We start from the raw sequence: 20,406 nt of genomic DNA on the forward strand, positions 1-20,406 counted from the left end.
TGCGCCGCGACGCTCTCAAGGAAGCGCGCCGCGAGATGCGCGGCGACGAACGCGGCGAGAGCACGGGGCGCCTCGATCAGCCCCAGGAGAAGCGCGCGAGTGTGCTGCCGCGCTTCTCGATGGACTCCGAGAACTTCGGTGTCGCGAGCGAGAAGTTCGCGCGCTTCATGGGCACGGCGACGTTCCTCATCTGGATGACGCTGTTCGTCGCCATCTGGCTGGCGTGGAACACCTTCATGCCCGAATCGGCCCAGTTCGACCCTCGTGCGCTCAACTACACGCTGCTCACGCTCATCCTGTCGCTGCAGGCCAGCTACGCGGCGCCGCTCATCCTGCTCGCGCAGAACCGTCAGGACGACCGTGACCGTGTCGGTCTCGAACAGGACCGGGCACGCGACGAGCGCAATCTCGCCGACACCGAGTTCCTCACCCGCGAGGTGGCCTCGCTCCGTCTCGCGATGCGTGAGACCGCGACGCGTGACTTCGTCCGTTCCGAGCTGCGCTCGCTCCTGGAGGAGATGGAGGAGCGCGGCATGCTTGCCTCACCGGAGGACGACGAGGAGGAGGCGGGCGGTCGCGCGGAGCGTTCGAAGAACGAGCGCAAGCCGCGGCGCAAGGACGTCTCGAGCGGCGCCTGATCGGCGCCCTTCCCGCCGTCTCCGGGCGGCAAGGCGGACGTGTGCAACACCACGTCGCCCCGGCATGAGCACTTCGTACTGGGTCGTACGATGGATGGCATGTCCACTCCCACTCTCGATGCCATCGGCGCTGCCCTCGCGACGGTCGAAGATCCTGAAATCAAGAAGCCCATCACCGAACTGGGCATGGTCGACTCGGTCGACGTCTCCGAGAGCGGCCACGTCGCCGTCACGATCCTTCTGACGATCGCGGGCTGCCCGCTGAAGTCGAAGCTCACCGAAGACACCACGAAGGCCGTCATGGGCGTCGAGGGCGTCACCGGCGTCAACGTGACGCTCGATGTCATGACCGACGAGCAGCGCAAGGATCTGCGTGAGCAGCTGCGTGGCGGTCAGGCCGAGCGCGAGGTGCCCTTCGCGCAGCCGGGTTCGATGACGCGCGTCTACGCCGTCGCCTCCGGCAAGGGTGGCGTCGGCAAGTCGTCCGTCACGACGAACCTCGCTGCCGCGATGGCGGAGCAGGGCCTCAAGGTCGGTGTCGTGGACGCTGACATCTACGGCTTCTCCGTGCCGCGCATGCTCGGCGTCGAGCAGCGCCCGACGCAGGTTGACGACATGATCCTGCCGCCGGACAGCCACGGCGTGAAGGTCATCTCCATCGGCATGTTCGTGCCCGGTAACCAGCCCGTCGTGTGGCGAGGCCCGATGCTGCACCGCGCGCTGCAGCAGTTCCTCGCGGACGTGTTCTGGGGCGACCTCGACGTCCTCCTGCTCGACCTGCCGCCCGGCACGGGTGACATCGCCATCTCGGTGGCGCAGCTCATCCCGACGGCGGAGATCCTCGTCGTGACGACGCCGCAGCAGGCTGCCGCGGAGGTCGCGGAGCGCGCCGGCGCGATCGCGTTGCAGACGAAGCAGCGCGTGGCCGGCGTCATCGAGAACATGTCGTGGCTGGAGCTGCCGGACGGCACGCGTCAGGAGATCTTCGGTGCGGGTGGCGGCCAGACGGTCGCCGACTCGCTGACGCAGGCCATCGGCGCGAAGGTCGAGCTGTTGGGCCAGATTCCGCTCGACACGACGTTGCGTGAGGGCGCTGACGCGGGTACGCCGGTCGTCGTGGGCAACCCCGACTCCCCCGCCGCGGTGGCGCTGCGCGGTATCGCGAAGGGCCTCGGCACGCGTGCGCGCGGCCTGGCGGGCCGCAGCCTGGGCCTCACCCCGAACCGCAAGTAAAGCGAACACGAAGCGCCTCGGCCGGACCGAAAGGTCCAGCCGAGGCGCTTCGTCATGTAGCGGAAGCACGCACGTCGCCCGCTGAAGAGTGAGGATGTGCCGCGAAAGGTGAGCAGCGCAGACCAACCGGACCGCGCTGGGAGCCGACTCGCCCCGAAGGCCTGTCGCACCGTGGGATCTGACCGAGCTTGCGAGGTCAGATCACCGGAAGATAGGGCAAGGGAGCGCCTACGTCGCGTCGGTGTCGAACGGCGTGGTGCGGTCGGGGTAGTATTCGGCGGTGATGTGGGAGCGCGGGGCGCTGGGGATCGCTTGGGTGTCCTCGCCGCCGACGCCTGCACTGTGGGTTTCGGCGCCGACGCCGGACGCAGCGTGGTCGGGGCCGACGGCGCCGGCCGCGGTGGAGCCGTTGGCTCGACGTTCGGTGAGGCCGACTTCGGCGGCGATATCGGCGTCGGGGTCGTCGAAGAGGGCTTCGCGAACGATGCGGCGCGGGTCGTACTGACGCGGGTCGTACTGACGCCAGTCGATGTCCTGGTATTCGGGGCCCATCTCGGATTTGAGTTGGGTCTTGGCACCTTCGGCCATGTCGCGTGCGGTGCGGATAAAGGTGCGCAACTTCGCGATGTATTCCGGCAGGCGCTTCGGGCCGATGAGCGCGAGAGCGATGATGACGATGAGAATGAACTCGCCGGAGTTGATGTCGATGAACGGGATGTTCACGCGCGCGTCACCCCTGCGAAGTCGATCTCGATCATGGTGCCATTCTGCCTGATCGCTCGTCGTTCGCCTGAATCAGGACGACGGACCAGGCGCTGCGGGCAACCGATCGTGGGCCTTCGCCGCGCACCTCGGGCGCGTCGAAGTGGTCGGTGGTCTGGGCGTTGGACGCCATGGTGGGGGCGCCGGGTGCCGTGCTGCGCGGGTGGGCGGCGCTGCTCATGACGATGGCGCCGCAGGCTGCCGCGAGCGCGACCATGCCGAGAACCGGGCGTCGGGAAGATCGGTTGTACTGCGCGGGGGCGTCCGGGGAGAGGAGGTGGACCCGCTCCTCTTTCGCCGGGGAATGCACGGCGGCCTCGCCACGAGGTGTGTCGTACGACGGATCACGTGTGTCGAGCGCAACGAGCCCTGCGACGAGGCGAGCGTGACGTCCGGGGTCGAGGGGCACTCGGCGCACCTGCAGGACGATGGCACGTTCGGCTTCGACGCTCTGGCGGCAGCTCTCGCAGCTGATGATGTGCCGTGCGGCGAGGTGGGAGCTCGTCTCATCGAGTTGGCCGTCGACGTAGGCGTCGACGAACTCTCCGAGGTGGCCCTCCCTGTAGCGGCGCGTCACGACATCCCCAGGGCTGTGCGGGGCCCTCCGAGCCCGTCGGTGGCTGCGCGCACGACGACATCTCCGGCGCGTCGGCGCTCCTCGCGGGCCGCAGGCGAACGGTGCGCGAGCGATTCACGCAGTGCGGCGCGCCCGCGGTGGATGCGGGAGCGCACGGTGCCGAGCTTGAGTCCGAGGGTGGCCGCGATCTCCTCGTAGGAGAGCCCCTCGATGTCGCACAGGACGACAGCGGCACGAAAGTCGGGCGCGAGGGCGTCGAGCGCGCGCTGCACGTCGTCGTCGAACTCGGCGTCGAGTACGACCTGCTCGGGGCCTCGGGCCGTGGAGGGCAGGCGCGTGTCGGCATCGTCGGCGAGCGCGTCGAAGCGGATGCGCTGCTTTCGACGCATGCGGTCGAGGAAGAGGTTCGTCGTGATGCGGTGCAGCCAGCCCTCGAAGGTTCCCGGCCGGTAGGAGCTCAGGGAGTTGAACACGCGGACGAAGACGTCGTGCGTGAGGTCCTCGGCGTCGTGAACATTGCCCGTGAGGCGGTAGGCCAGGCGGTAGACGCGCGGGCTGTGCTCGGTGACGATCTCCTCCCACGTCGGCGGAGCCCAGCCTTCGGGTGCCCGTTCGGGCACGACGACGCGCGAGCGGGTGTTGACTGGGTGAACCGGGTCGCTGACCGTGTCCGGCACCTGGCTTCTCATCTCATGTCCTCCCCGGTCGAACGAGTCGACACCGCATGGTTTCTGTACTCATCCTGACCGGGCCGTCTGTGCGTGGCCTGAGCGTCGCCCAGGCCCCTCTTCGACGGTTTCAACGCGAACGGCTACCCGTTCGTTCCCTCCGCAGCCGATCGATGTGCTCCGACGGTTCGCGGGCGAGACTTGCTTCCAAATAGAATCAACGTCATGACGAGCTTCAAACCGGCCAGCTGGGCGTATGCCGAGGACTTCGCGTACGAACCGGCCCACATCGAGGCTGCGCGCCAACAGGGCGAGCACCTCGGCGCGACGCCGGTGAGCCCCGCCGCGGGAGCGGCCCTTCGCATGCTCGCTGCGACGACGGGCGCACGCACCGTCGTCGAGGTGGGCACGGGCGCCGGCTGCTCGGGGCTGTGGCTGCTCGAAGGCATGCCGAGCGACGGGGTCCTCACGACGATCGACGTGAGTCTCGAACACCAGCGCGCAGCCCGCGCGGCCTACCAGCGCGCGGGTCACGCCCCGCAGCGCACCCGCATCATCTCGGGTAGTGCGCTCACGGTGCTGCCACGTCTGGCCGATCGCGCGTACGACCTCGTGCTCGTCGACGGGGAGAAGGACGAGTACCCGGCCTACGTCGAACAGGCGTTGCGCCTCGTACGCCCGGGGGGCGTGGTCGTGCTCGACAACATGCTGTGGCACGACCGCGTGGCAGACCCCGCGGTACGCGACGAGACGACGATGACCCTGCGCGCGCTGGCCAAGACGCTCCGTGAGGACGACGACCTCATGACGACGCTGCTGCCTGTGGGCGACGGCCTCCTCGTGTGCGTCAGGCGCTGATCAGCCGACGACTCAGCTCGAACACACGAAGAAGGCGCTCGCCCCGTCGCGGGGTGAGCGCCTTCTTCGTGGTTCGCGATCAGCGTGCGTCAGCCGACGCAGCCCTTGATCGCGTCACCGAGGGCCTTCGCCTCGTCAGCGTTCATTTCGACGACGAGACGGCCGCCGCCCTCGAGAGGCATACGCAGCAGGATGCTGCGACCCTCCTTGGTGACCTCGAGCGGACCGTCGCCGGTCCGAGGCTTCATGGCTGCCATGGATGACCCCTTTCAGGTGCACGCGCGGGCGCGTGCCGTTCTCGATCGCGCTCCGCCGTCCACCGGGTGTTCCACGAGGGATCACCGACGGGCCCACCGGGTGTGACGGGCCGTGTCGCGCGTGCGCGACGGGGCTTGTTGCTACTAGTATGACGCGCTTTTTCGGCCAGACGAAATCGCGGAGTGGCGCGCGTCACCATTCGTCGGGGTGGATGCGATTGAATTGGGGGCATGACTTCTGAAGCTCCCGTCCTCTACGACGTCTCGAATTCGGTCGCAACCATCACCCTGAACCGCCCCAAGGCACTGAATTCGCTCACCACGGAGGCGCGCGTCGAACTGCTCGACGCGCTGCGTCGAGCCGCCTCCGACGAGTCGGCGCGCGTCGTCGTCCTCACCGGCGAGGGGCGCGGCTTCTGCGTCGGACAGGATCTACGCGAACACGCCGAACAACTCGCCAGTGGGGGCAGCGGGAGCACCCTGTCGACCGTTGCCGAGCACTACAACCCGATCGCGCGGGAGATCGCACGGATGCCGAAGCCGGTCGTCGCCCGGCTCAACGGCGTCACCGCTGGGGCCGGCCTGTCGATCGCCATGCTGGCCGACTTCCGCGTCGCCGTGGAATCAGCCACTTTCACCACGGCCTTCGCCGGCATCGGGTTGAGCTGTGACACGGGTGCGAGCTGGTCCCTGCAACGCCTCGTCGGCCCTGCGCACGCCCGTGAGCTCCTCTTCGATGCAACACCCATCAAGGCCGATCGCGCCCTTGAGCTGGGCCTCGTCAACACGGTGGTGGCCGACGACCAGTTGGACGCGACGGTTGATGCTCTCGTCGCCCGTCTCGCGGCAGGCCCGACGGCGGCCTACGCCGCGATGCGCGAAGCGCTCATGTTCGCCTCGACCCACTCCCTCGACGAGTCGCTCGACTTCGAGGAGCCGCGCATGATGGCGACGGGTGCCACCGAGGACCACAGCCGCGCCGTGACCTCGTTTCTGGCCAAGGAGAAGCCGACCTTCGAGGGCCGATGACGCAACGTCGCCGAACGGTGACGAGCCGGGGTGGCGAGGAACGCCCTGACCACCCCGGCTCTCTCGGAAGGGCTAGGGCGTTCACTCCCCCGCGATCTCGTCGCCCGCAGCACAGCCGACCGCGTGGTCGTTGACGAACCCGCAGGCCTGGAAGAGCGAATAGCAGGTCGTCGGGCCCACGTGCGCGAAGCCGTGACGCTTGAGCGCTTTCGACAGGGCGGTGGACTCGCTCGAGAACCCCACGACCTCGTCCGGCGTGCCGGGACGCGAGTGTTCGACGGGCGCGTGTTCCTCGATGAGCCGTTCGAGGCCAACCGCGTCACGCAGCCGCACGACGGCACGCGCGTTCGTCAGGGTCGCATCGATCTTGCGCCGATTACGGACGATGGCGGCATCGCCCATGAGCCGTGCGACATCGGCGTCACCGAAGCCGGCAACGGTGTCCGGGTCGAAGTCACGAAAGGCCGCCCGGAACGCCTCGCGCTTGCGAAGGATCGTCAGCCAGGACAGCCCGGACTGGAAAGCCTCGAGCATGAGGCGTTCGAACAGCTCGCGCTCACCGCGCACCCGTCGGCCCCACTCGCTGTCGTGATAGCGCAGGTAGTCGGGCGCACTCGTCACCCAACCGCATCGTGCGATGCCATCGGGCTCATGCGTCAGCATCGTCGCCTTCGCCGCGGCGGCGACGGAACTGCACGACGTCCGCGGCGCGGTCAGCGCGCTCCGGCTCGACGCGTCCGGCGCCGAAACGCGACACCGGCCCCCTCTCGCTGCGCGGTTCGTCGTGCTCGCTCCGCTCCAACCGGGCCTCCAGGTCGTGGATCTCGTCGAAGAGCCGGTCGAGCACGGCGTCGACCTGCGCCATGTTGTAGCCGCGCAGCGACTGGTCGAGGCGCACGGCATCGACTCCCGCCGAGCCGAGCTTGCCCTTCGGCAGGTCGAATGCCGACGTCTCCGTGGGCGAACTCATGGTGTCGGCCCCCACGCGTCCGACGACGACGGCGACCACGCCACCGATGACGAGTACGAGCACGACGATGAGCAAGATCATCATGAGGTGGCCTCCTGGTCGTTCGACTGCTGGGCGCGAACCTTCGCGACGTCCTCCGGGTCGGCTTCCAGAGCAGCTGCGTGCGCTTCACGGATGAAGGCGAGCGCCTCGTCAGCCCTGTCGACGATGCGCAGACGCTCGACGTCGGCAGCAGCGATCATGCCGCGCGAAAGAAGCGTCTCGCGCATCCAGCCGCGCAGAGGCTCCCAGAAGTCGGCGCCGACGAGCACGATCGGGTAGTGGTTGACCTTCTGTGTCTGCACGAGGGTGAGCGCCTCGAACATCTCGTCGAGCGTGCCCACGCCGCCGGGCAGCACGACCGCGCCCTGCGTGTACTTGACGAATACCGTCTTGCGCACGAAGAAGTAGCGGAAGTTCATGCCGGTCGTGACGTACGGGTTGAGGCCGGTCTCGAACGGCAGCTCGATGCCGAGCCCGACGGAGACACCGCCCGCCTCCCGGGCACCCTTGTTCGCCGCCTCCATCGCACCCGGACCGCCGCCCGTGACGACGGCGAAGCCCTCCTCGACGAGGGCGCGACCCACGTCGACTCCGACCTGGTAGGCGGGATCGTCGGTGGCCACACGCGCAGAACCGAAGACGCTGATGGCCGGGCCGAGTTCGGCGAGCGCCGAGAAACCGCGGATGAACTCCGACTGGATGCGCATGGCTCGCCAGCGCGTGGCGACGAGCTCGCGCCAACCGAAGAGTCCCCGATCGGCGCGCGTCACCCGCGTGTAGGGATTGTCGTCGAGCAGGTCGACGTCGGCTTGCTGCCGCTCTGGTGCGCTCACGGAAGACAGCTTCTCAGAAACGATGGGGCCGGGCACGTCCTGCCCCTCACCGAGGACGTACGGCGTGCCGCGCCCCCGCCACAGGGTGGGGCGACGTCGTCGCCTCGCGTTCGCCACAACCCGCAGTGCAGGTCCAACTGTTACGTTGCTGCGAAGAATGTTGCGGCGCACCACCGTGCGACGCCCAGGGGTGGGAAGGCACAGGGCACGAGCATGGCGTGGGACACCGAAAAGACGAAGAGTCGCATCCTCGAAGCAGCCCTGCTCGAGTTCTCCGAGAAGGGTCCGGCCGGCACGACGATCGACAACGTCGCCCGGCGCTCCGGCGTGAACAAGGAGCGGATCTACCACTACTTCGGCAACAAGCAGGCCCTGTTCGGCGTCGTGCTCGACGGGGAACTGCGCACGATCTCCGAGGCCGTGCCCGTCTCAGCCACGGGGCGACTCGACATCGACGCCTACATCGGCGGCCTGTTCGACTATCACCGCGAGCATCCGCACCTCAACCGTCTCGTCCTGTGGGAGGGGTTGACCTACAGCGGAACCATCCTCGACGAGTCGCGCCGGCGCGCGTACTACGCCGCGCGCGTCTCGGCGGTGCGTTCCGGGCAGGAGAACGGTGAGATCGCCACGAACGTCGACGCCGACGTCCTCGCGTTCCTCCTGCTGTCGTTGGCCGGCTGGTGGTCGTCCGTTCCGCAGATCGCGCACATGATGAGCGCCGACCCGGACGGCGTCGACCTCGACACCCGCCGACGCAACGTCATCGAGGCGGCCAAGAACCTGCTCGGTCAGTGCGACGTCGCGGGCGCCCGCGGCGATGTGGACTCACACGGCTTCTGACGCGGCCGGTCGAACACGCGCACGGGCGAGATCGAACCGCCAAAGGTTCGACCTCGCCCTTCGTCGTTCGGGTGAGCTCACTCGCGTGGTCAGCGCTTCGCGAGGTCCGCCACCACCTCGGCAACGGTCGCGACGCCACCGATCGAGGGGATGTCGTGGTCGAGCGAGGCACGCTGACGTTCGGGGTCACCGTCGACGACGGCGTCGGAGACGACCGTGACGGTGAAGCCCTCGTCGAACGCGCTGCGCGCGCTCGCCTCGACGCCCGCGCCCATGGCGATGCCGCTGAACACGACCTGCGTCACGCCCTCGGCGCGCAGCTTCTCCGCGAGGTCGGTGCGGGAGAAGGCACTGATGGTGCGCGGCTTGTCGATGTGAAGGTCACCCTCGCGGGCAGGCAGCCGCCCATCGAGGTCGGCGAACCACTCGGGCAGTTCGTCGTCCTCGGGAATCGGGCGCTCGACGCGCCCCGGCGGCAGGCCGGTGGCGTGCACCCAGACGACGGGCAGCCCCGCCGCGTGGAAGGCGTCGGCGATCGTTACGTTCGCCTCGACGAGCTGATCGGCGACCTCCTTGGGCGGCATCGCGAGGATGCCCTTCTGGACGTCGACGACGACGAGGGCGGTGCGGGAATCGAGAGGTAGCACGAGTGTTCTTCCTTCCGTACGGATATGAGTGAGCGCCGACGCTCACGCTGGGCGGAGCGTCCTGCCGAGATCAACGACGGACGAGCCCCTCGTCATGCAGCAGCGGGTTGTCGGCCGGCGTGATGCGCTCGGCGGCGCTGGGAGCACCGGGAGCTCTCGCGTCGCCGAACGGGCTTCCCCCGAGTTCCTCACGCCCGTGCGGCTGCGCCCAGTTCTCCAGGGAGGGGCCGCCGGGCACGATCTGCGTCGGGTTGATGTCGGTGTGAACGACGTAGTAGTACTCCTTGATCTGCGTGAAATTGATCGTGTCGCCGAAGCCGGGCGTGCGGAATAGGTCCCGCGCGTACGCCCACAGCACCGGCATCTCGGTCAGCTTGGTGCGGTTGCACTTGAAGTGGCCGTGGTAGACGGCGTCGAAACGCGCGAGGGTCGTGAAGAGGCGCACATCGGCCTCGGTGATGTGCTCGCCCACGAGGTCGCGACGCGTGGCGAGACGCTCCTCGAGCCAGTCCATCGTCTCGAACAGCTGCGCATAAGCAGCCTCGTAACGGCTCTGATCCGTGGCGAAACCGACGCGGTAGACGCCCGAGTTGAGGCCGCGGAAGACGCGTTCCATGACCTCCTCCATCTCGTCGCGCACCTCGTCCGGCCAGAGGTTCGGTGCACCCTCACGGTGGTGCGCCCTCCACTGGAAGAAGAAGTCCTCGGTGATCTGCGGGAAGTTGTTCGTCACGACCTCGCCGCTCGGCACGTCGACGATCGTCGGCACGGTGATGCCGCGCGGATAGCCGGGGTGGCGCTTCTCGAACGCGTCCTTGAGGCGCGGGATACCGAGCACCGGGTCGACGCCGCCGGGGTCGAGATCGAAGGTCCAGGAGTTCTCGAGGTGGTTCGGCCCGGGAAGGGCCAGCGAGATGGCGTCCTCGAGCCCGAGCAGGCGGCGCACGATAACCGAGCGGTTGGCCCAGGGGCACGCTCGCGCGGCGACGAGACGGTATCGGCCGGCCTCGACCGGCCACTGCGCCTCGGGGTCATCGAGGATGCGGTCCTGGATGTAGGCGGTCGACTTGTCCTTGTCTTCGACGTCCACGGGGCGTCTCCCTTGGGGCGATGAGATGTGCGGGGTCAGTCCGAGTCGGTGTCGTAGGCGCCGGTTCGGGCGAGGCGGCGCAGCCGCAGAAGCAGGCTCACCTGAGACATGAGGTAGTCTCCTGGATTTGATTCCAACGATTTAGTTGGACATTTAGCCACGCGGAACCAGTCGCGCAAAACCACGAATTTGCAGGCGCCGAGTCGGAGTCCCCTCAGCCGCGCAGGAGGAGAACGATCTCTCCGAGGCCGAGCACGACGACGACGGCGCTCAGCCCGATGACGCTCTTGAGCGCGGGCTCGCGCCGCTCGCCCAACAGCCGCCGGGTGGCGTTGCGATGACGCAGGCGTGCCGTCGCGGACAGGACGAGCGCCGCAGCCGCGCAGGAGCTCGTCAGAACGAGCGCGGCCACGCCGTAGTCGGGGACGAAGCGCAGTTGGAAGAGCCCCGCCACGAACAGGGCGAGGCACGTTCGTCCCCAGGCGAGGGTGGTGCGCTCGGGCTGCAGCCCCGGATCGGCGTGCCGCCGCTCGGCGGACCCGGGACGACGCCTCGCGGGGTGCAGATCGGTCACCGGTTCAGCGTCGCGATCATGAGCACGGTCACGATCGACGCCACAGCGCCCGTGCCGCACAGGAGCGGAACGAGCAACGGCACCGGCAGGGGCCGCCCGGTTCGCATGCTTCGTTCGACGCTCAGCCATCGAGCGCCCGCCATGACGGAGATGACGAGGCCGGTGAGGACGACCAGCACAGCAACGACGCGTCGCCACACCTCGGGCATGAAGTCGTTCGTGAAGGCCTCGACAGCCACGCCGCCCGCGACGAAGGCGAGCGCGGTGCGCATCCACGCGAGGAAGGTGCGCTCGTTGGCCAGGGTGAAGCGCGGGTCGGGTTCCTCACCGTCCGGCAGGAGACGACGCGCCAGTGGTGACCGTCCGTCGGGTTCGCTCACAGCGTCCTCCCGCACCCGATCGCTCAGGCGAGCCAGCCGGTGAGCGCCTCGAGGGCGTCGACGATCTGGTCCTCGGGGCACCATTCGTCGTCCATGTGGGCGACGTTCGGGTCGCCGGGGCCGAAGTTGACCGCGGGCACGCCGACGGCCGAGAAGCGGGCCACGTCGGTCCACCCCTCCTTGGCCACGACGGGCAGATCGAGCGCCTCGACGAAGGCCTTCGCGGCGGGGCGGTCGAGTCCGGGGCGCGCTCCCCCGGCGAGGTCGTCGCACTCGAGGTCGAAGCCGTCGAAGAAGGCGGTGACGTAGGCGAGCGCCTCGTCGGCGCTCCTGTCCGGGGCGAAGCGGTAGTTGACCGTCACGGTGCAGGCGTCCGGGATGACGTTGCCCGCGATGCCACCGGAGATGTTCACCGCGTTGAGGCCCTCGTGGTAGTCGAGGCCGTCGACGTTCACCGTCTGCGGTTCGTACTCGCGCAGGCGGTTCAGGATGCCGGCCGCTTTGTGGATGGCGTTGTCACCCTTCCACGGGCGCGCCGAGTGCGCAGCGAGGCCCTTGGTGCGCACGTGGACGCGCAGCGTGCCCTTGCAGCCGCCCTCGATGCCGCCGTTCGTCGGTTCGAGCAGGACGGCGAAGGCCGCGCCCTCGAGCAGGTCGGGACGGGTGCGCGCGATGCGCCCGAGACCGTTGTACTGGTCTTCGATCTCCTCACCCTCGTAGAACACGAAGGTGACGTCGCGGTTCGGTGCGACGAGGTCGTGCGCGAGCTTGAGCTGGACGGCGACCCCGCCCTTCATGTCGGTCGTGCCCCGACCCCACAGCTTGCCGTTCACGCGCTTGACGGGCAGGTTCGCCGGCTCGCTCGTGAGCGGCACGGTGTCGATGTGCCCCGCCAGAACGATGCGCTCGTCACGGCCCAGGTTCGTGCGTGCCACGAGCGAGTTGCCGTCCCGCACGACCTCGAGGTGATCGAGCTTCGCGAGCTCCGCCTCGATGGCGTCGGCGAGTGCCGCTTCGTTCAACGAGACCGACTCGATGTTGCACAGCGATTCGGTGAGCGTGACGACGTCCTGCGTGAGATCGAGAGAAGCCATGCGCCCACCCTAAGTGCTCGGCTCACGAAACGACCTGCCCGCAGCGGGGGCCGGTCGCTAGGCTCGGGCGCATGACTGACGCACGTACCGCCTGGGGCTTCGGCCTCGCCACCGTGACCGATGACGACACCACCCTCGACACGTGGTACCCCGCCCCAGCGCTGGGCGAACCCGACGAGGACGCCGGCGCCCCGGCGGAGCTCCTCGTCCTCGAGGGCAAGGACGCCGACCGCGGCGTGACCCTGCGTGTCGTGCGCACCGTCGTCGACCTCGACGCCTCCCCGCGCGACGCCTCGGACGCCTACCTGCGCCTGCACCTGCTCAGCCACCGCCTCGTCGCGCCGAACACGATCAACCTCGACGGCCTCTTCGGCGCCCTCGCCAACGTCGTCTGGACGAACTTCGGCCCCTGCGCCGTCGAGGGCTTCGAGATGACGCGCGCCCGACTGCGCCAGCGCGGGCAGGTCTCGGTCTACGGCATCGACAAGTTCCCCCGCATGACCGACTACGTCACCCCGAGCGGCGTGCGCATCGCCGACGCCGACCGCGCACGCCTGGGCGCGCACCTGGCCGAGGGCACCACCGTCATGCACGAGGGCTTCGTCAACTTCAACGCCGGCACGCTCGGGCACTCGATGGTCGAGGGGCGCATCAGCCAGGGCGTCGTCGTCGGCAACGGGTCCGACATCGGCGGCGGAGCATCGATCATGGGCACTCTCTCCGGCGGCGGCACGCAGCGCGTGTCGCTCGGCGAGCGCTGCCTCCTCGGCGCGGAGGCCGGCCTCGGCATCGCGCTCGGTGACGACTGCGTCGTCGAGGCGGGCCTCTACATCACCGCAGGCACGAAGGTGACGATGCCCGACGGCAGCGTGAAGAAGGCCGTCGAACTCTCCGGCGGCAACAACATGCTGTTCATCCGCAACTCCGCCACGGGCGCCGTCGAGTGCCGTGCGCGTGCGGGCAAGGGCATCGAACTCAACGCCGATCTGCACGCCAACTGACGCCACGGCTCGTTCCGCTCGGCCCTCCCCGCCACACGGCGGGGAGGGCCGAGCGTCGTTCACAGCGAAATTGCAGGCATCGCAAGGGGTGTCCGGGCGCCCCACCGCGTGTCATAGTGAGCCCACCAACCCCGGCACCGGAAGGACGCGCCATGACGACCTCACACGACTCGAGGATTCCCGAGCGCCCGGACCCGGTTCGTACCCACGGCCTCCAAGCCGAGACAGCCCCCGGCCTCCAGTTCGCCTCTCAGCTCAACGGTGAGCGTCGCAGCAACCGGATCGTGGCCTGGCTCCTGCTCGTGGCGGTTCTCGCTCCCGTTCTTCTCATCGTCCTCGGCTGGATCGGCCTGTTCTGAGGCCATCCACGACCACGCGAAGCGGCCCGCCACCCCTCGAGGGGTGGCGGGCCGCTTCGGCAACTCGGCGATCAGGCCGGGTAGCTGCGCTCGGTGGCGCCGGTGTAGACCTGACGCGGTCGGCCGATCTTCTTGGCCGGGTCCTGGTTCTGCTCACGCCACTGCGCGATCCAACCGGGCATACGGCCGATGGCGAACAGGACGGTGAACATGTCCGTCGGGAAGCCCATCGACTTGTAGATGAGGCCGGTGTAGAAGTCGACGTTGGGGTAGAGCTTGCGCTGGACGAAGTAGTCGTCCTTGAGCGCGGTCTCCTCGAGGCCCATGGCGAGTTCGAGCTGCTCGTCCTTGCCGTTCTTCTCGAGGATCGTGTGCGTCGTCTTCTTGACGATGGCCGCACGCGGGTCGTAGCTCTTGTAGACGCGGTGACCGAAGCCCATGAGCTTCACGCCGTCGACCTTGTTCTTGACCTTGTCCATGAAGGACTCTGCCGTGTCGCCCGTCGACTGGATTGTCTCGAGCATCTCGAGGACGGCCGAGTTGGCGCCGCCGTGCAGCGGACCCGACAGGGCGCCGATGCCTGCGGTGATCGACTGGAAGAGGTCGGCCTCCGAGGAGCCCACCATGCGCACCGTCGAGGCGGAGCAGTTCTGCTCGTGGTCGGCGTGCAGGACGAAGAGCATGGCCAGTGCGTCGACCGTCTCCTTGTCCTCCTTCTTGCCGAACATCATGTGCATGAAGTTCTCGACGTACTCGAGCGACGGGTCGGGAGCGATGAAGCTCTCGCCGATCGACTTGCGGTACGCGTAGGCAGCGAGCGTCGGGATGGCGCCGAGGAGAGCGGCCGAGGCCTTCTCGATAGCGGCCTCGTCCTTGATAGACAGCGAGTCGGCGTAGTAGGTGCCGAGCGCCGGGACGACCGAGGAGAGGATGTGCATCGGGTGCGCGCCCTCGGGGAAGGCGTCGAAGATCTTCTCGAGGCCCTCGGGAAGCACGGACGCTTCGCGCACGGCTTCCTTGAGGGTGGAAAGGCGCTCCTGGGACGGCAGTTCACCGTCGAACAGCAGAGCGGCGACCTCGAGGAAGGTGGCGTGCTCGGCCAGTTCGTCGATCGGGTAGCCGCGGTAACGCAGGATGCCCTCGTCACCGTCGATGTAGGTGATGGCGGACTTGCACGCCGCCGTGTTGACGAAGCCGACGTCGAGCGTGACGTTGCCGGTCTCCTTCATGAGGGACGAGATGTCGTAACCACTGCAGCCCTCGACCGCGGGCACGAGCGGGAACTCGAGTTCCTTGCCGTCGGCCGAGAACGTGGCGTTGCCCTGTGAAGTCATTCGGTTGTTCCTCCTTGCGGACCGGCAGGGTTGTACCGGAGTAGCGAGCACGACGTTACCCGAGAATTTCCCCTGCTTTTAATCCGCTACTCGTACGTAGTCGGAAATCGTTGACGGACTGTCAAAGTGTTGTGAGGCGCGTCACAGCGGCATGGATGCGCTCGTCGGTCGCGGTGAGCGCGATGCGCACGTGCGCCTCCCCGGCGCGGCCGTAGAAGTCGCCGGGCGCGACGAGAATGCCGAGTTCGGCGAGGTCGGCGACCGACTCGCGACACGGGCGGCCCTGGGTGGCCCAGAGGTACAGCCCGGCGTCGGAGTGATCGATGCGCCAGCCCGCCTTCTCGAGGGCGGGGCGCAGCATCGCGCGACGCGCGGCGTAAACCTTCTTCTGCGCGGCCACGTGCTCGTCGTCCCCGACGGCCACCTCGAGAACCCGCTGCACCGGACGGGGCACGATCATGCCCGCGTGCTTGCGCACCTCGACGAGGCGTCCGACGATCGCCGGGTCCCCGGCGACGAAGCTCGCCCGGTAACCGGCGAGGTTCGACTGCTTGCTCAGGGAGTAGACCGAGAGCAGGCCCGTGTGGTCACCACCGCACACGCGGTCGTCGAGGATGCTCGGCGCTGTGAGGTTGCCGGGGCTGCCGGCACCTTCGCGCCAGTCGAGCTCGGCGTAGCACTCGTCGCTGGCGACGATGACGCCCCGCTCACGCGCCCACGAGACGACCTTGGCGAGGTGTTCGACGGGCAGCACCTGCCCGGTCGGGTTGCCGGGGCTGTTGAGCCACAGCAGCTTCGGCACCTCGGGGCCGAACTCGGTGAGGTTGCGCATCGGGCGCGGCGTTGCGCCGGCGAGGCGCGCACCGACGTCGTACGTCGGGTAGGCCACCTCGGGGAAGGCGACGACGTCGCCGGGGCCCAGACCGAGCAACGTCGGCAGCCAGGCGACGAGCTCCTTCGAACCGATCGTCGGCAGGACGCCGTCCGGGTTGACGCCGGTTGCGTTGCGCCGGCGCGCATACCAGCCCGCGATGGCCTCGCGCAGGGGCGGCGTGCCCCAGACCTGGGGGTAGCCGTGCGCGTCGGCGGCCTCCGCCAACGCCTCCTGGAGGACGCGGGGCGTGGGGTCCACGGGCGTGCCGACGCTGAGGTCGACGATGCCGTCGGGGTGCTCCTGGGCCTTCGCCTTGGCCGCAGCCAAGGAATCCCAGGGGAAATCGGGGAGATCGAGCGCCATGCGTCCATCCTCTCACCGGGTGCGACGCGGGATTCGCACTGTCCACGCATCCGGGTGACCACGCTCTCGGGAATACGCGAAGCCCGCCGCCCCACACGGGACAACGGGCAGCACGTCGGTCACGACGAAGAGGCTTCGCCTCACTCCTCGTTCTGCGGAGGCAGCTCCGCGATGATCGGGTGGTCCTTCTTGATGACGCCCATCTTGGCGGCGCCACCGGGCGAACCGAGGTCGTCGAAGAACTCGACGTTCGCCTTGTAGTAGTCGGCCCACTCCTCGGGGGTGTCATCCTCGTAGTAGATGGCCTCGACCGGGCAGACCGGCTCGCAGGCACCACAGTCGACGCACTCGTCAGGGTGGATGTAGAGCGAACGCTCACCTTCGTAGATGCAGTCGACCGGGCACTCTTCGATGCAGGCCTTGTCCTTGACATCGACACAGGGCTGGGCGATGACGTAGGTCACGAATAGCTCCTCGCTGATCGTCGTGCGTTGCGCTTTCGACTGCGGAAGCAAAAGCGAACGTTATGCATTTCAGAACATTACGTTACCAACGTTCCGAGTCCCACTCCTAGTATGCCGATGTGAGCAACTCACCTGGAAATCGGCCCGACCCCACGTCCGCGCTGCGGGAGGGCACCCGCGTCATGGTGCGCCGCCGGTTGAGCGACGCCGAGAGGGGCTCCGCCGCCGGGACGCCGGGCGCCGGGCACACCCTCACCGACGTCGTCGGCACCCTCGTGCGTCGCGATGTTTCGACGCTCGTCGTCGAACCGCGGCGCGGGCCGCACGTCGAGATCGCGGTGTCGGATGTCGTGGCCGCCAAGGAGATTCCGCCGTCGCCCGGGCGGCGAGGCCGCCCGCACCGGGCCGTCACGGTGAGCGACCTCGAGGAACTCATGGTGGACGGCTGGCGCCCGCTCGAGGTCGAACGCCGTGGGCGCTGGCTGCTGCGAGCCGGCGAGGGCTACACGCGGCGGGCCAACTCGTGCCTCGTTCTCGGGCCCACCGAGCGGGAAACCGTGACGGCGCTCGACGACATCATCACCTGGTACCGCGAACGAGGCTTGCCGCCCCTGCTCCAGGTACCGCTCGCACCGGACTCCGGACCGCAGGACGACGACTTCGTCCGTGAGGTCACGGCCATGGGGTGGCAGGTGACCTCCCCGACGCTCGTCATGACGGCGGCGAGCGCCGAGGTGAGCGACCGAGGCACCGAGCCTTCGACGAGGTCACTGGACGTCGAGGTCGACGCGGACATCACGCCCGAGTGGTGGCAACTCGCCGATGAGCGCGCCCGCTCGCACGACGCCGTGGCACGACGGATCCTCACCGGCTCGCCGAGTCAGGCCTTCGTCACAGTGCGCGAGGAAGGCGTGACGGTGGCGCACGGGCGCATGGCCCTCGCTCAGGGTTGGGGCGGGTTGTTCGAAGTTGCCGTCACGCCCGAGCGGCGCCGACGCGGTCTCGCGCGAGCCCTCGTCGGGCGGTGTGCCGACGAAGCGGCTCGCCGCGGTGCGCGCTCGCTCTACCTTCAGGTCGGTGCCGAAAACACGCCTGCCGTTGCGCTCTACAAGAGCCTTGGGTTCACGGTGCACCACACCTACGTCTACCTTCGCACGCCCGAACCGGCGAGCCCGCGAACCGCTTGACGCGCCCGTGCGAGTCGACGATTCTGCCTGCATGTCTGCCGACGCGCGCACCATCGACCTCAACGCCGACATGGGCGAATCCTTCGGGGCCTGGACAATGGGCGACGACGCGGCCCTCCTCGATGTCGTCTCCTCGGCGAACGTCGCCTGCGGCTTTCACGCCGGCGACCCCCTCGTCCTCGCCCGCACGTGTGCCGCAGCAGCCGAGCGGGGCGTCACGATCGGCGCGCACGTCGCCTACCGCGACCTCGCCGGCTTCGGGCGCACCTTCGTCGACGTCGAACCCGCCCGCCTCAAGGCCGAGGTGCTCTACCAGCTCGCCGCCATCGACGGCGTCGCCCGCGCGCACGGCACGAGCGTCGGCTACGTGAAACCCCACGGGGCGCTCTACAACGCCATCGTCCACCACGAAGCGCAGGCTGAGGCCGTCGTCCGAGCCGTCGAGCGGTTCAACGCGGCCGCGCGGCAGCCGCTCGCGATCCTGGGGTTGCCCGGTGGCGTCGTGCTCGACCTCGCCGAGTCCCGCGGTATCCGCGCCGTGCGTGAGGCCTTCGCCGACCGCGCCTACACCGCCGAAGGAACCCTCGTGCCGCGGCGCGAACCCGGCGCCGTCCTCCACGACCCCGCCCTCGTCGCCGAGCGCATGCTCTCGCTCGTGACGACCGGCGAGGTCGAAGCCATCGACGGTTCGCGGGCGCGCATCGACGCCGAGTCCATCTGCGTCCACGGCGATTCGCCCGGTGCCGTGGACATGGCGGTACGCGTCAAGGAGTCGCTCACCGGAGCCGGCGCGACGATCGCGGCGTTCGTGTGACGTGCGAGCTGCGCCCGGTCGGGGAGCGTGCCTTCCTCATCGACCTCACCGATGCCCAAGAACGTCGCAGGGTCGACGCGGCTCTGCGCCGCACGTCGATCGACGGCGTCGTCGAGCACGTTCCGGCAGCGACGACCGTGCTCGTGCGCTGCACCGATCCGGACGCCGTGGCCGGAGTGGCAGCGGCTGTGCGGGCGCTCGACCTGACCGAAGAAGCTCATGGCAACGCGACGAGCGACGTCGTCGAGCTCAGGGTGCGCTACGACGGCGCGGATCTCGACTGGGTGGCAGAGCACCTGGGCATCGACGCCGACGAGGTCGTGTCGCGCCACACCGGCCAGCTCTGGACGGTCGAATTCGCAGGGTTCATGCCGGGGTTCGGTTACCTCATCGGCTCTGACGGCGGCCTCACCGTTCCCCGCCGCGAGTCACCTCGAACCCGGATTCCTGCCGGTTCGGTTGCGCTCGCCGGCGACTTCACCGGCCTCTACCCCCGCTCCTCCCCCGGTGGCTGGCAGCTCATCGGAATGAGCGACGTCGACCTGTGGAACGCGGATCGCACGCCGCCGGCTGTGCTCGTACCAGGCACGCGGGTGCGGTTTGTCGAGGAGGACCGATGAGCCTCGTCGTGAAGGCGCTCGGGCCGCTGGCCCTCGTCGAGGATCTCGGACGCCCCGGGTGTGGCCACCTCGGGGTGTGTCCCTCCGGCGCGGCCGATCGAGCGAGCCACCGACTGGCGAACACCCTCGTCGGCAATGCAGAGGGTGCGGCCACCCTCGAGGTGCTTCTCGGTGGTCTGCGCGCGAGCGTGACGACCGATGCCGTCATCGCGCTCACCGGAGCGCCCGCGGCAGTGAACGTGGCCGGGCGTCCTGTCGCCTTCGGCGAGGCCGTGCACGTGCGGGCGGGTGACGACATCGCCGTCGGTGCGCCGACGCACGGCCTGCGTACCTACCTCGCCGTTCGCGGTGGCTTCGCGGTGGTGCCGGTGCTCGGATCGCGTTCGAGCGACCCGACGACAGGTCTGGGGCCCGCCCCGGTGACGGTCGGCGACGAACTGCCATTCGGCGACGACACCGCAGGCGACGTACCGGGCGTCGATGCCGGCACCGCGTTCGTGCGCTCCGGTGACCTGTTGCTCCGCGCGGTGTGGGGGCCACGTGACGACTGGTTCACCGACGAAGCTCGCGCCGCGTTCACGGCGAAGGCGTGGGAGGTGAGCGCCGAGGGTGATCGAGTCGGCGTCAGGTTGCTGGGGTCAGCTCTGAAGCGGTCGCGCGTTGGCGAGTTGGCGAGCGAAGGACTCGTGCGCGGAGCGATCCAGGTACCCGCGAACGGTCAGCCGATCGTGTTTCTCGCCGACCACCCCACGACGGGCGGCTACCCCGTCATCGCCGTGATCCGCGACGAGGACGTCGACCATCTCGCTCAGGCTCGGCCCGGCACCCGCGTGCGCTTCGTCTGCGAGCGCCGAACGCTCTGACCGAGCCTGGCCGAGTGACCGCGGAGGTCGGA

Annotated in this window: 26 protein-coding genes; 11 read left to right on the forward strand and 15 right to left on the reverse strand. The window is 68.8% G+C overall.

The annotated features are described in order from the left end of the window. Nucleotides 1-35: 35 nt before the first annotated feature. Both IM689_RS13065 and IM689_RS13070 read left to right on the forward strand, forming a co-directional pair. Nucleotides 36-638, forward strand: a complete 603-nt coding sequence (locus IM689_RS13065) for a DUF1003 domain-containing protein (RefSeq protein ID WP_047311046.1) — start codon at nt 36-38, stop codon at nt 636-638. 99 nt (nt 639-737) lie between these two features. Continuing rightward, nucleotides 738-1,871, forward strand: coding sequence for an Mrp/NBP35 family ATP-binding protein (locus IM689_RS13070; RefSeq protein ID WP_193644318.1), 1,134 nt, complete (start codon nt 738-740; stop codon nt 1,869-1,871). 228 nt (nt 1,872-2,099) lie between these two features. On the opposite strand, the gene IM689_RS13075 is transcribed toward IM689_RS13070, so the two are convergent. The 3 genes from IM689_RS13075 to sigE are packed head-to-tail and all read right to left on the reverse strand — an operon-like array spanning nt 2,100 to nt 3,899. Then, the gene (locus IM689_RS13075) at nt 2,100-2,594 is read right to left on the reverse strand and encodes a Sec-independent protein translocase family protein (protein ID WP_193644319.1); all 495 of its coding nucleotides are present in this window, start codon (nt 2,592-2,594) and stop codon (nt 2,100-2,102) included. A gap of 31 nt (nt 2,595-2,625) precedes the next feature. Beyond that, on the reverse strand, nt 2,626-3,210 hold the full coding sequence (locus IM689_RS13080) for an anti-sigma factor (RefSeq protein ID WP_193644320.1): 585 nt from the start codon (nt 3,208-3,210) through the stop codon (nt 2,626-2,628). Beyond that, a complete protein-coding gene (sigE, locus tag IM689_RS13085; RefSeq protein WP_082128595.1) occupies nt 3,207-3,899 on the reverse strand; it encodes an RNA polymerase sigma factor SigE in 693 nt (230 codons plus the stop codon). Before sigE ends, IM689_RS13080 begins: the two co-directional genes overlap by 4 nt. 204 nt (nt 3,900-4,103) lie before the next feature. Between sigE and IM689_RS13090 the strand changes: the two genes are divergently transcribed. After that, nucleotides 4,104-4,736, forward strand: a complete 633-nt coding sequence (locus IM689_RS13090) for an O-methyltransferase (RefSeq protein ID WP_187035772.1) — start codon at nt 4,104-4,106, stop codon at nt 4,734-4,736. Between the two features lie 89 nt (nt 4,737-4,825). On the opposite strand, the gene IM689_RS13095 is transcribed toward IM689_RS13090, so the two are convergent. Beyond that, complete coding sequence (locus IM689_RS13095) at nt 4,826-4,993, reverse strand: DUF3117 domain-containing protein (RefSeq protein WP_082128596.1); 168 nt, start codon at nt 4,991-4,993, stop codon at nt 4,826-4,828. Between the two features lie 231 nt (nt 4,994-5,224). On the opposite strand from IM689_RS13095, the gene IM689_RS13100 reads away from it, so the two are divergent. Next, on the forward strand, nt 5,225-6,022 hold the full coding sequence (locus IM689_RS13100) for an enoyl-CoA hydratase/isomerase family protein (protein WP_047310308.1): 798 nt from the start codon (nt 5,225-5,227) through the stop codon (nt 6,020-6,022). 81 nt (nt 6,023-6,103) lie between these two features. Here the strand turns inward: IM689_RS13100 and IM689_RS13105 are convergent, their stop codons facing one another. From IM689_RS13105 to IM689_RS13115, 3 genes are read right to left on the reverse strand one after another with little or no spacing between them, the layout of a single operon-like run. Continuing rightward, the gene (locus tag IM689_RS13105; RefSeq protein WP_193644321.1) at nt 6,104-6,685 is read right to left on the reverse strand and encodes a DNA-3-methyladenine glycosylase I; all 582 of its coding nucleotides are present in this window, start codon (nt 6,683-6,685) and stop codon (nt 6,104-6,106) included. Next, nucleotides 6,672-7,076 carry a DivIVA domain-containing protein gene (locus IM689_RS13110; RefSeq protein ID WP_193644322.1) on the reverse strand — a complete coding sequence of 135 codons (405 nt, stop codon included), beginning with the start codon at nt 7,074-7,076 and terminating at the stop codon, nt 6,672-6,674. Before IM689_RS13110 ends, IM689_RS13105 begins: the two co-directional genes overlap by 14 nt. Further along, nucleotides 7,073-7,867: an LOG family protein gene (locus tag IM689_RS13115; RefSeq protein ID WP_240730073.1), complete on the reverse strand. Its 795-nt coding sequence runs from the start codon at nt 7,865-7,867 to the stop codon at nt 7,073-7,075. The genes IM689_RS13110 and IM689_RS13115 overlap by 4 nt, the downstream gene beginning before the upstream one ends. A gap of 213 nt (nt 7,868-8,080) precedes the next feature. Here IM689_RS13115 and IM689_RS13120 point away from each other — a divergent pair, with 213 nt between their 5' ends. Further along, the gene (locus IM689_RS13120) at nt 8,081-8,710 is read left to right on the forward strand and encodes a TetR family transcriptional regulator (protein ID WP_193644323.1); all 630 of its coding nucleotides are present in this window, start codon (nt 8,081-8,083) and stop codon (nt 8,708-8,710) included. A gap of 89 nt (nt 8,711-8,799) precedes the next feature. Here the strand turns inward: IM689_RS13120 and IM689_RS13125 are convergent, their stop codons facing one another. The 5 genes from IM689_RS13125 to dapE form a co-directional block, all read right to left on the reverse strand. Beyond that, nucleotides 8,800-9,357: a cysteine hydrolase family protein gene (locus tag IM689_RS13125; protein ID WP_193644324.1), complete on the reverse strand. Its 558-nt coding sequence runs from the start codon at nt 9,355-9,357 to the stop codon at nt 8,800-8,802. Between the two features lie 70 nt (nt 9,358-9,427). Further along, complete coding sequence (locus tag IM689_RS13130; protein WP_319803890.1) at nt 9,428-10,447, reverse strand: glutathione S-transferase C-terminal domain-containing protein; 1,020 nt, start codon at nt 10,445-10,447, stop codon at nt 9,428-9,430. A gap of 214 nt (nt 10,448-10,661) precedes the next feature. Further along, nucleotides 10,662-11,021, reverse strand: a complete 360-nt coding sequence (locus IM689_RS13135) for a DUF202 domain-containing protein (protein ID WP_193644325.1) — start codon at nt 11,019-11,021, stop codon at nt 10,662-10,664. Continuing rightward, the gene (locus IM689_RS13140; protein WP_240730072.1) at nt 11,018-11,401 is read right to left on the reverse strand and encodes a YidH family protein; all 384 of its coding nucleotides are present in this window, start codon (nt 11,399-11,401) and stop codon (nt 11,018-11,020) included. The genes IM689_RS13135 and IM689_RS13140 overlap by 4 nt, the downstream gene beginning before the upstream one ends. 23 nt (nt 11,402-11,424) lie before the next feature. Further along, the gene (dapE, locus tag IM689_RS13145; protein ID WP_193644326.1) at nt 11,425-12,495 is read right to left on the reverse strand and encodes a succinyl-diaminopimelate desuccinylase; all 1,071 of its coding nucleotides are present in this window, start codon (nt 12,493-12,495) and stop codon (nt 11,425-11,427) included. Between the two features lie 71 nt (nt 12,496-12,566). On the opposite strand from dapE, the gene dapD reads away from it, so the two are divergent. Further along, nucleotides 12,567-13,496: a 2,3,4,5-tetrahydropyridine-2,6-dicarboxylate N-succinyltransferase gene (gene dapD / locus IM689_RS13150; RefSeq protein WP_129662556.1), complete on the forward strand. Its 930-nt coding sequence runs from the start codon at nt 12,567-12,569 to the stop codon at nt 13,494-13,496. 152 nt (nt 13,497-13,648) lie between these two features. Beyond that, on the forward strand, nt 13,649-13,855 hold the full coding sequence (locus IM689_RS13155; protein WP_129662554.1) for a hypothetical protein: 207 nt from the start codon (nt 13,649-13,651) through the stop codon (nt 13,853-13,855). 71 nt (nt 13,856-13,926) lie between these two features. On the opposite strand, the gene IM689_RS13160 is transcribed toward IM689_RS13155, so the two are convergent. The 3 genes from IM689_RS13160 to fdxA form a co-directional block, all read right to left on the reverse strand. Further along, entirely contained in the window at nt 13,927-15,189 is a 1,263-nt protein-coding gene (locus IM689_RS13160) for a citrate synthase (protein ID WP_187035790.1), read from the reverse strand. 121 nt (nt 15,190-15,310) lie between these two features. Continuing rightward, on the reverse strand, nt 15,311-16,426 hold the full coding sequence (gene dapC, locus IM689_RS13165) for a succinyldiaminopimelate transaminase (RefSeq protein WP_193644327.1): 1,116 nt from the start codon (nt 16,424-16,426) through the stop codon (nt 15,311-15,313). A gap of 140 nt (nt 16,427-16,566) precedes the next feature. Further along, on the reverse strand, nt 16,567-16,890 hold the full coding sequence (gene fdxA, locus IM689_RS13170) for a ferredoxin (protein ID WP_047310317.1): 324 nt from the start codon (nt 16,888-16,890) through the stop codon (nt 16,567-16,569). A gap of 119 nt (nt 16,891-17,009) precedes the next feature. On the opposite strand from fdxA, the gene IM689_RS15090 reads away from it, so the two are divergent. The 4 genes from IM689_RS15090 to IM689_RS13190 are packed head-to-tail and all read left to right on the forward strand — an operon-like array spanning nt 17,010 to nt 20,374. Then, complete coding sequence (locus IM689_RS15090; RefSeq protein ID WP_193644328.1) at nt 17,010-18,077, forward strand: GNAT family N-acetyltransferase; 1,068 nt, start codon at nt 17,010-17,012, stop codon at nt 18,075-18,077. 31 nt (nt 18,078-18,108) lie between these two features. Beyond that, on the forward strand, nt 18,109-18,891 hold the full coding sequence (locus IM689_RS13180) for a LamB/YcsF family protein (RefSeq protein WP_193644329.1): 783 nt from the start codon (nt 18,109-18,111) through the stop codon (nt 18,889-18,891). Beyond that, nucleotides 18,888-19,511, forward strand: coding sequence for a 5-oxoprolinase subunit B family protein (locus tag IM689_RS13185; RefSeq protein ID WP_319803891.1), 624 nt, complete (start codon nt 18,888-18,890; stop codon nt 19,509-19,511). The genes IM689_RS13180 and IM689_RS13185 overlap by 4 nt, the downstream gene beginning before the upstream one ends. Continuing rightward, the gene (locus IM689_RS13190; RefSeq protein WP_193644330.1) at nt 19,508-20,374 is read left to right on the forward strand and encodes a 5-oxoprolinase subunit C family protein; all 867 of its coding nucleotides are present in this window, start codon (nt 19,508-19,510) and stop codon (nt 20,372-20,374) included. The genes IM689_RS13185 and IM689_RS13190 overlap by 4 nt, the downstream gene beginning before the upstream one ends. Nucleotides 20,375-20,406 lie beyond the last annotated feature (32 nt).

Source organism: Dermacoccus barathri, from assembly GCF_015070805.1.
GTDB lineage: Bacteria > Actinomycetota > Actinomycetes > Actinomycetales > Dermatophilaceae > Dermacoccus > Dermacoccus abyssi.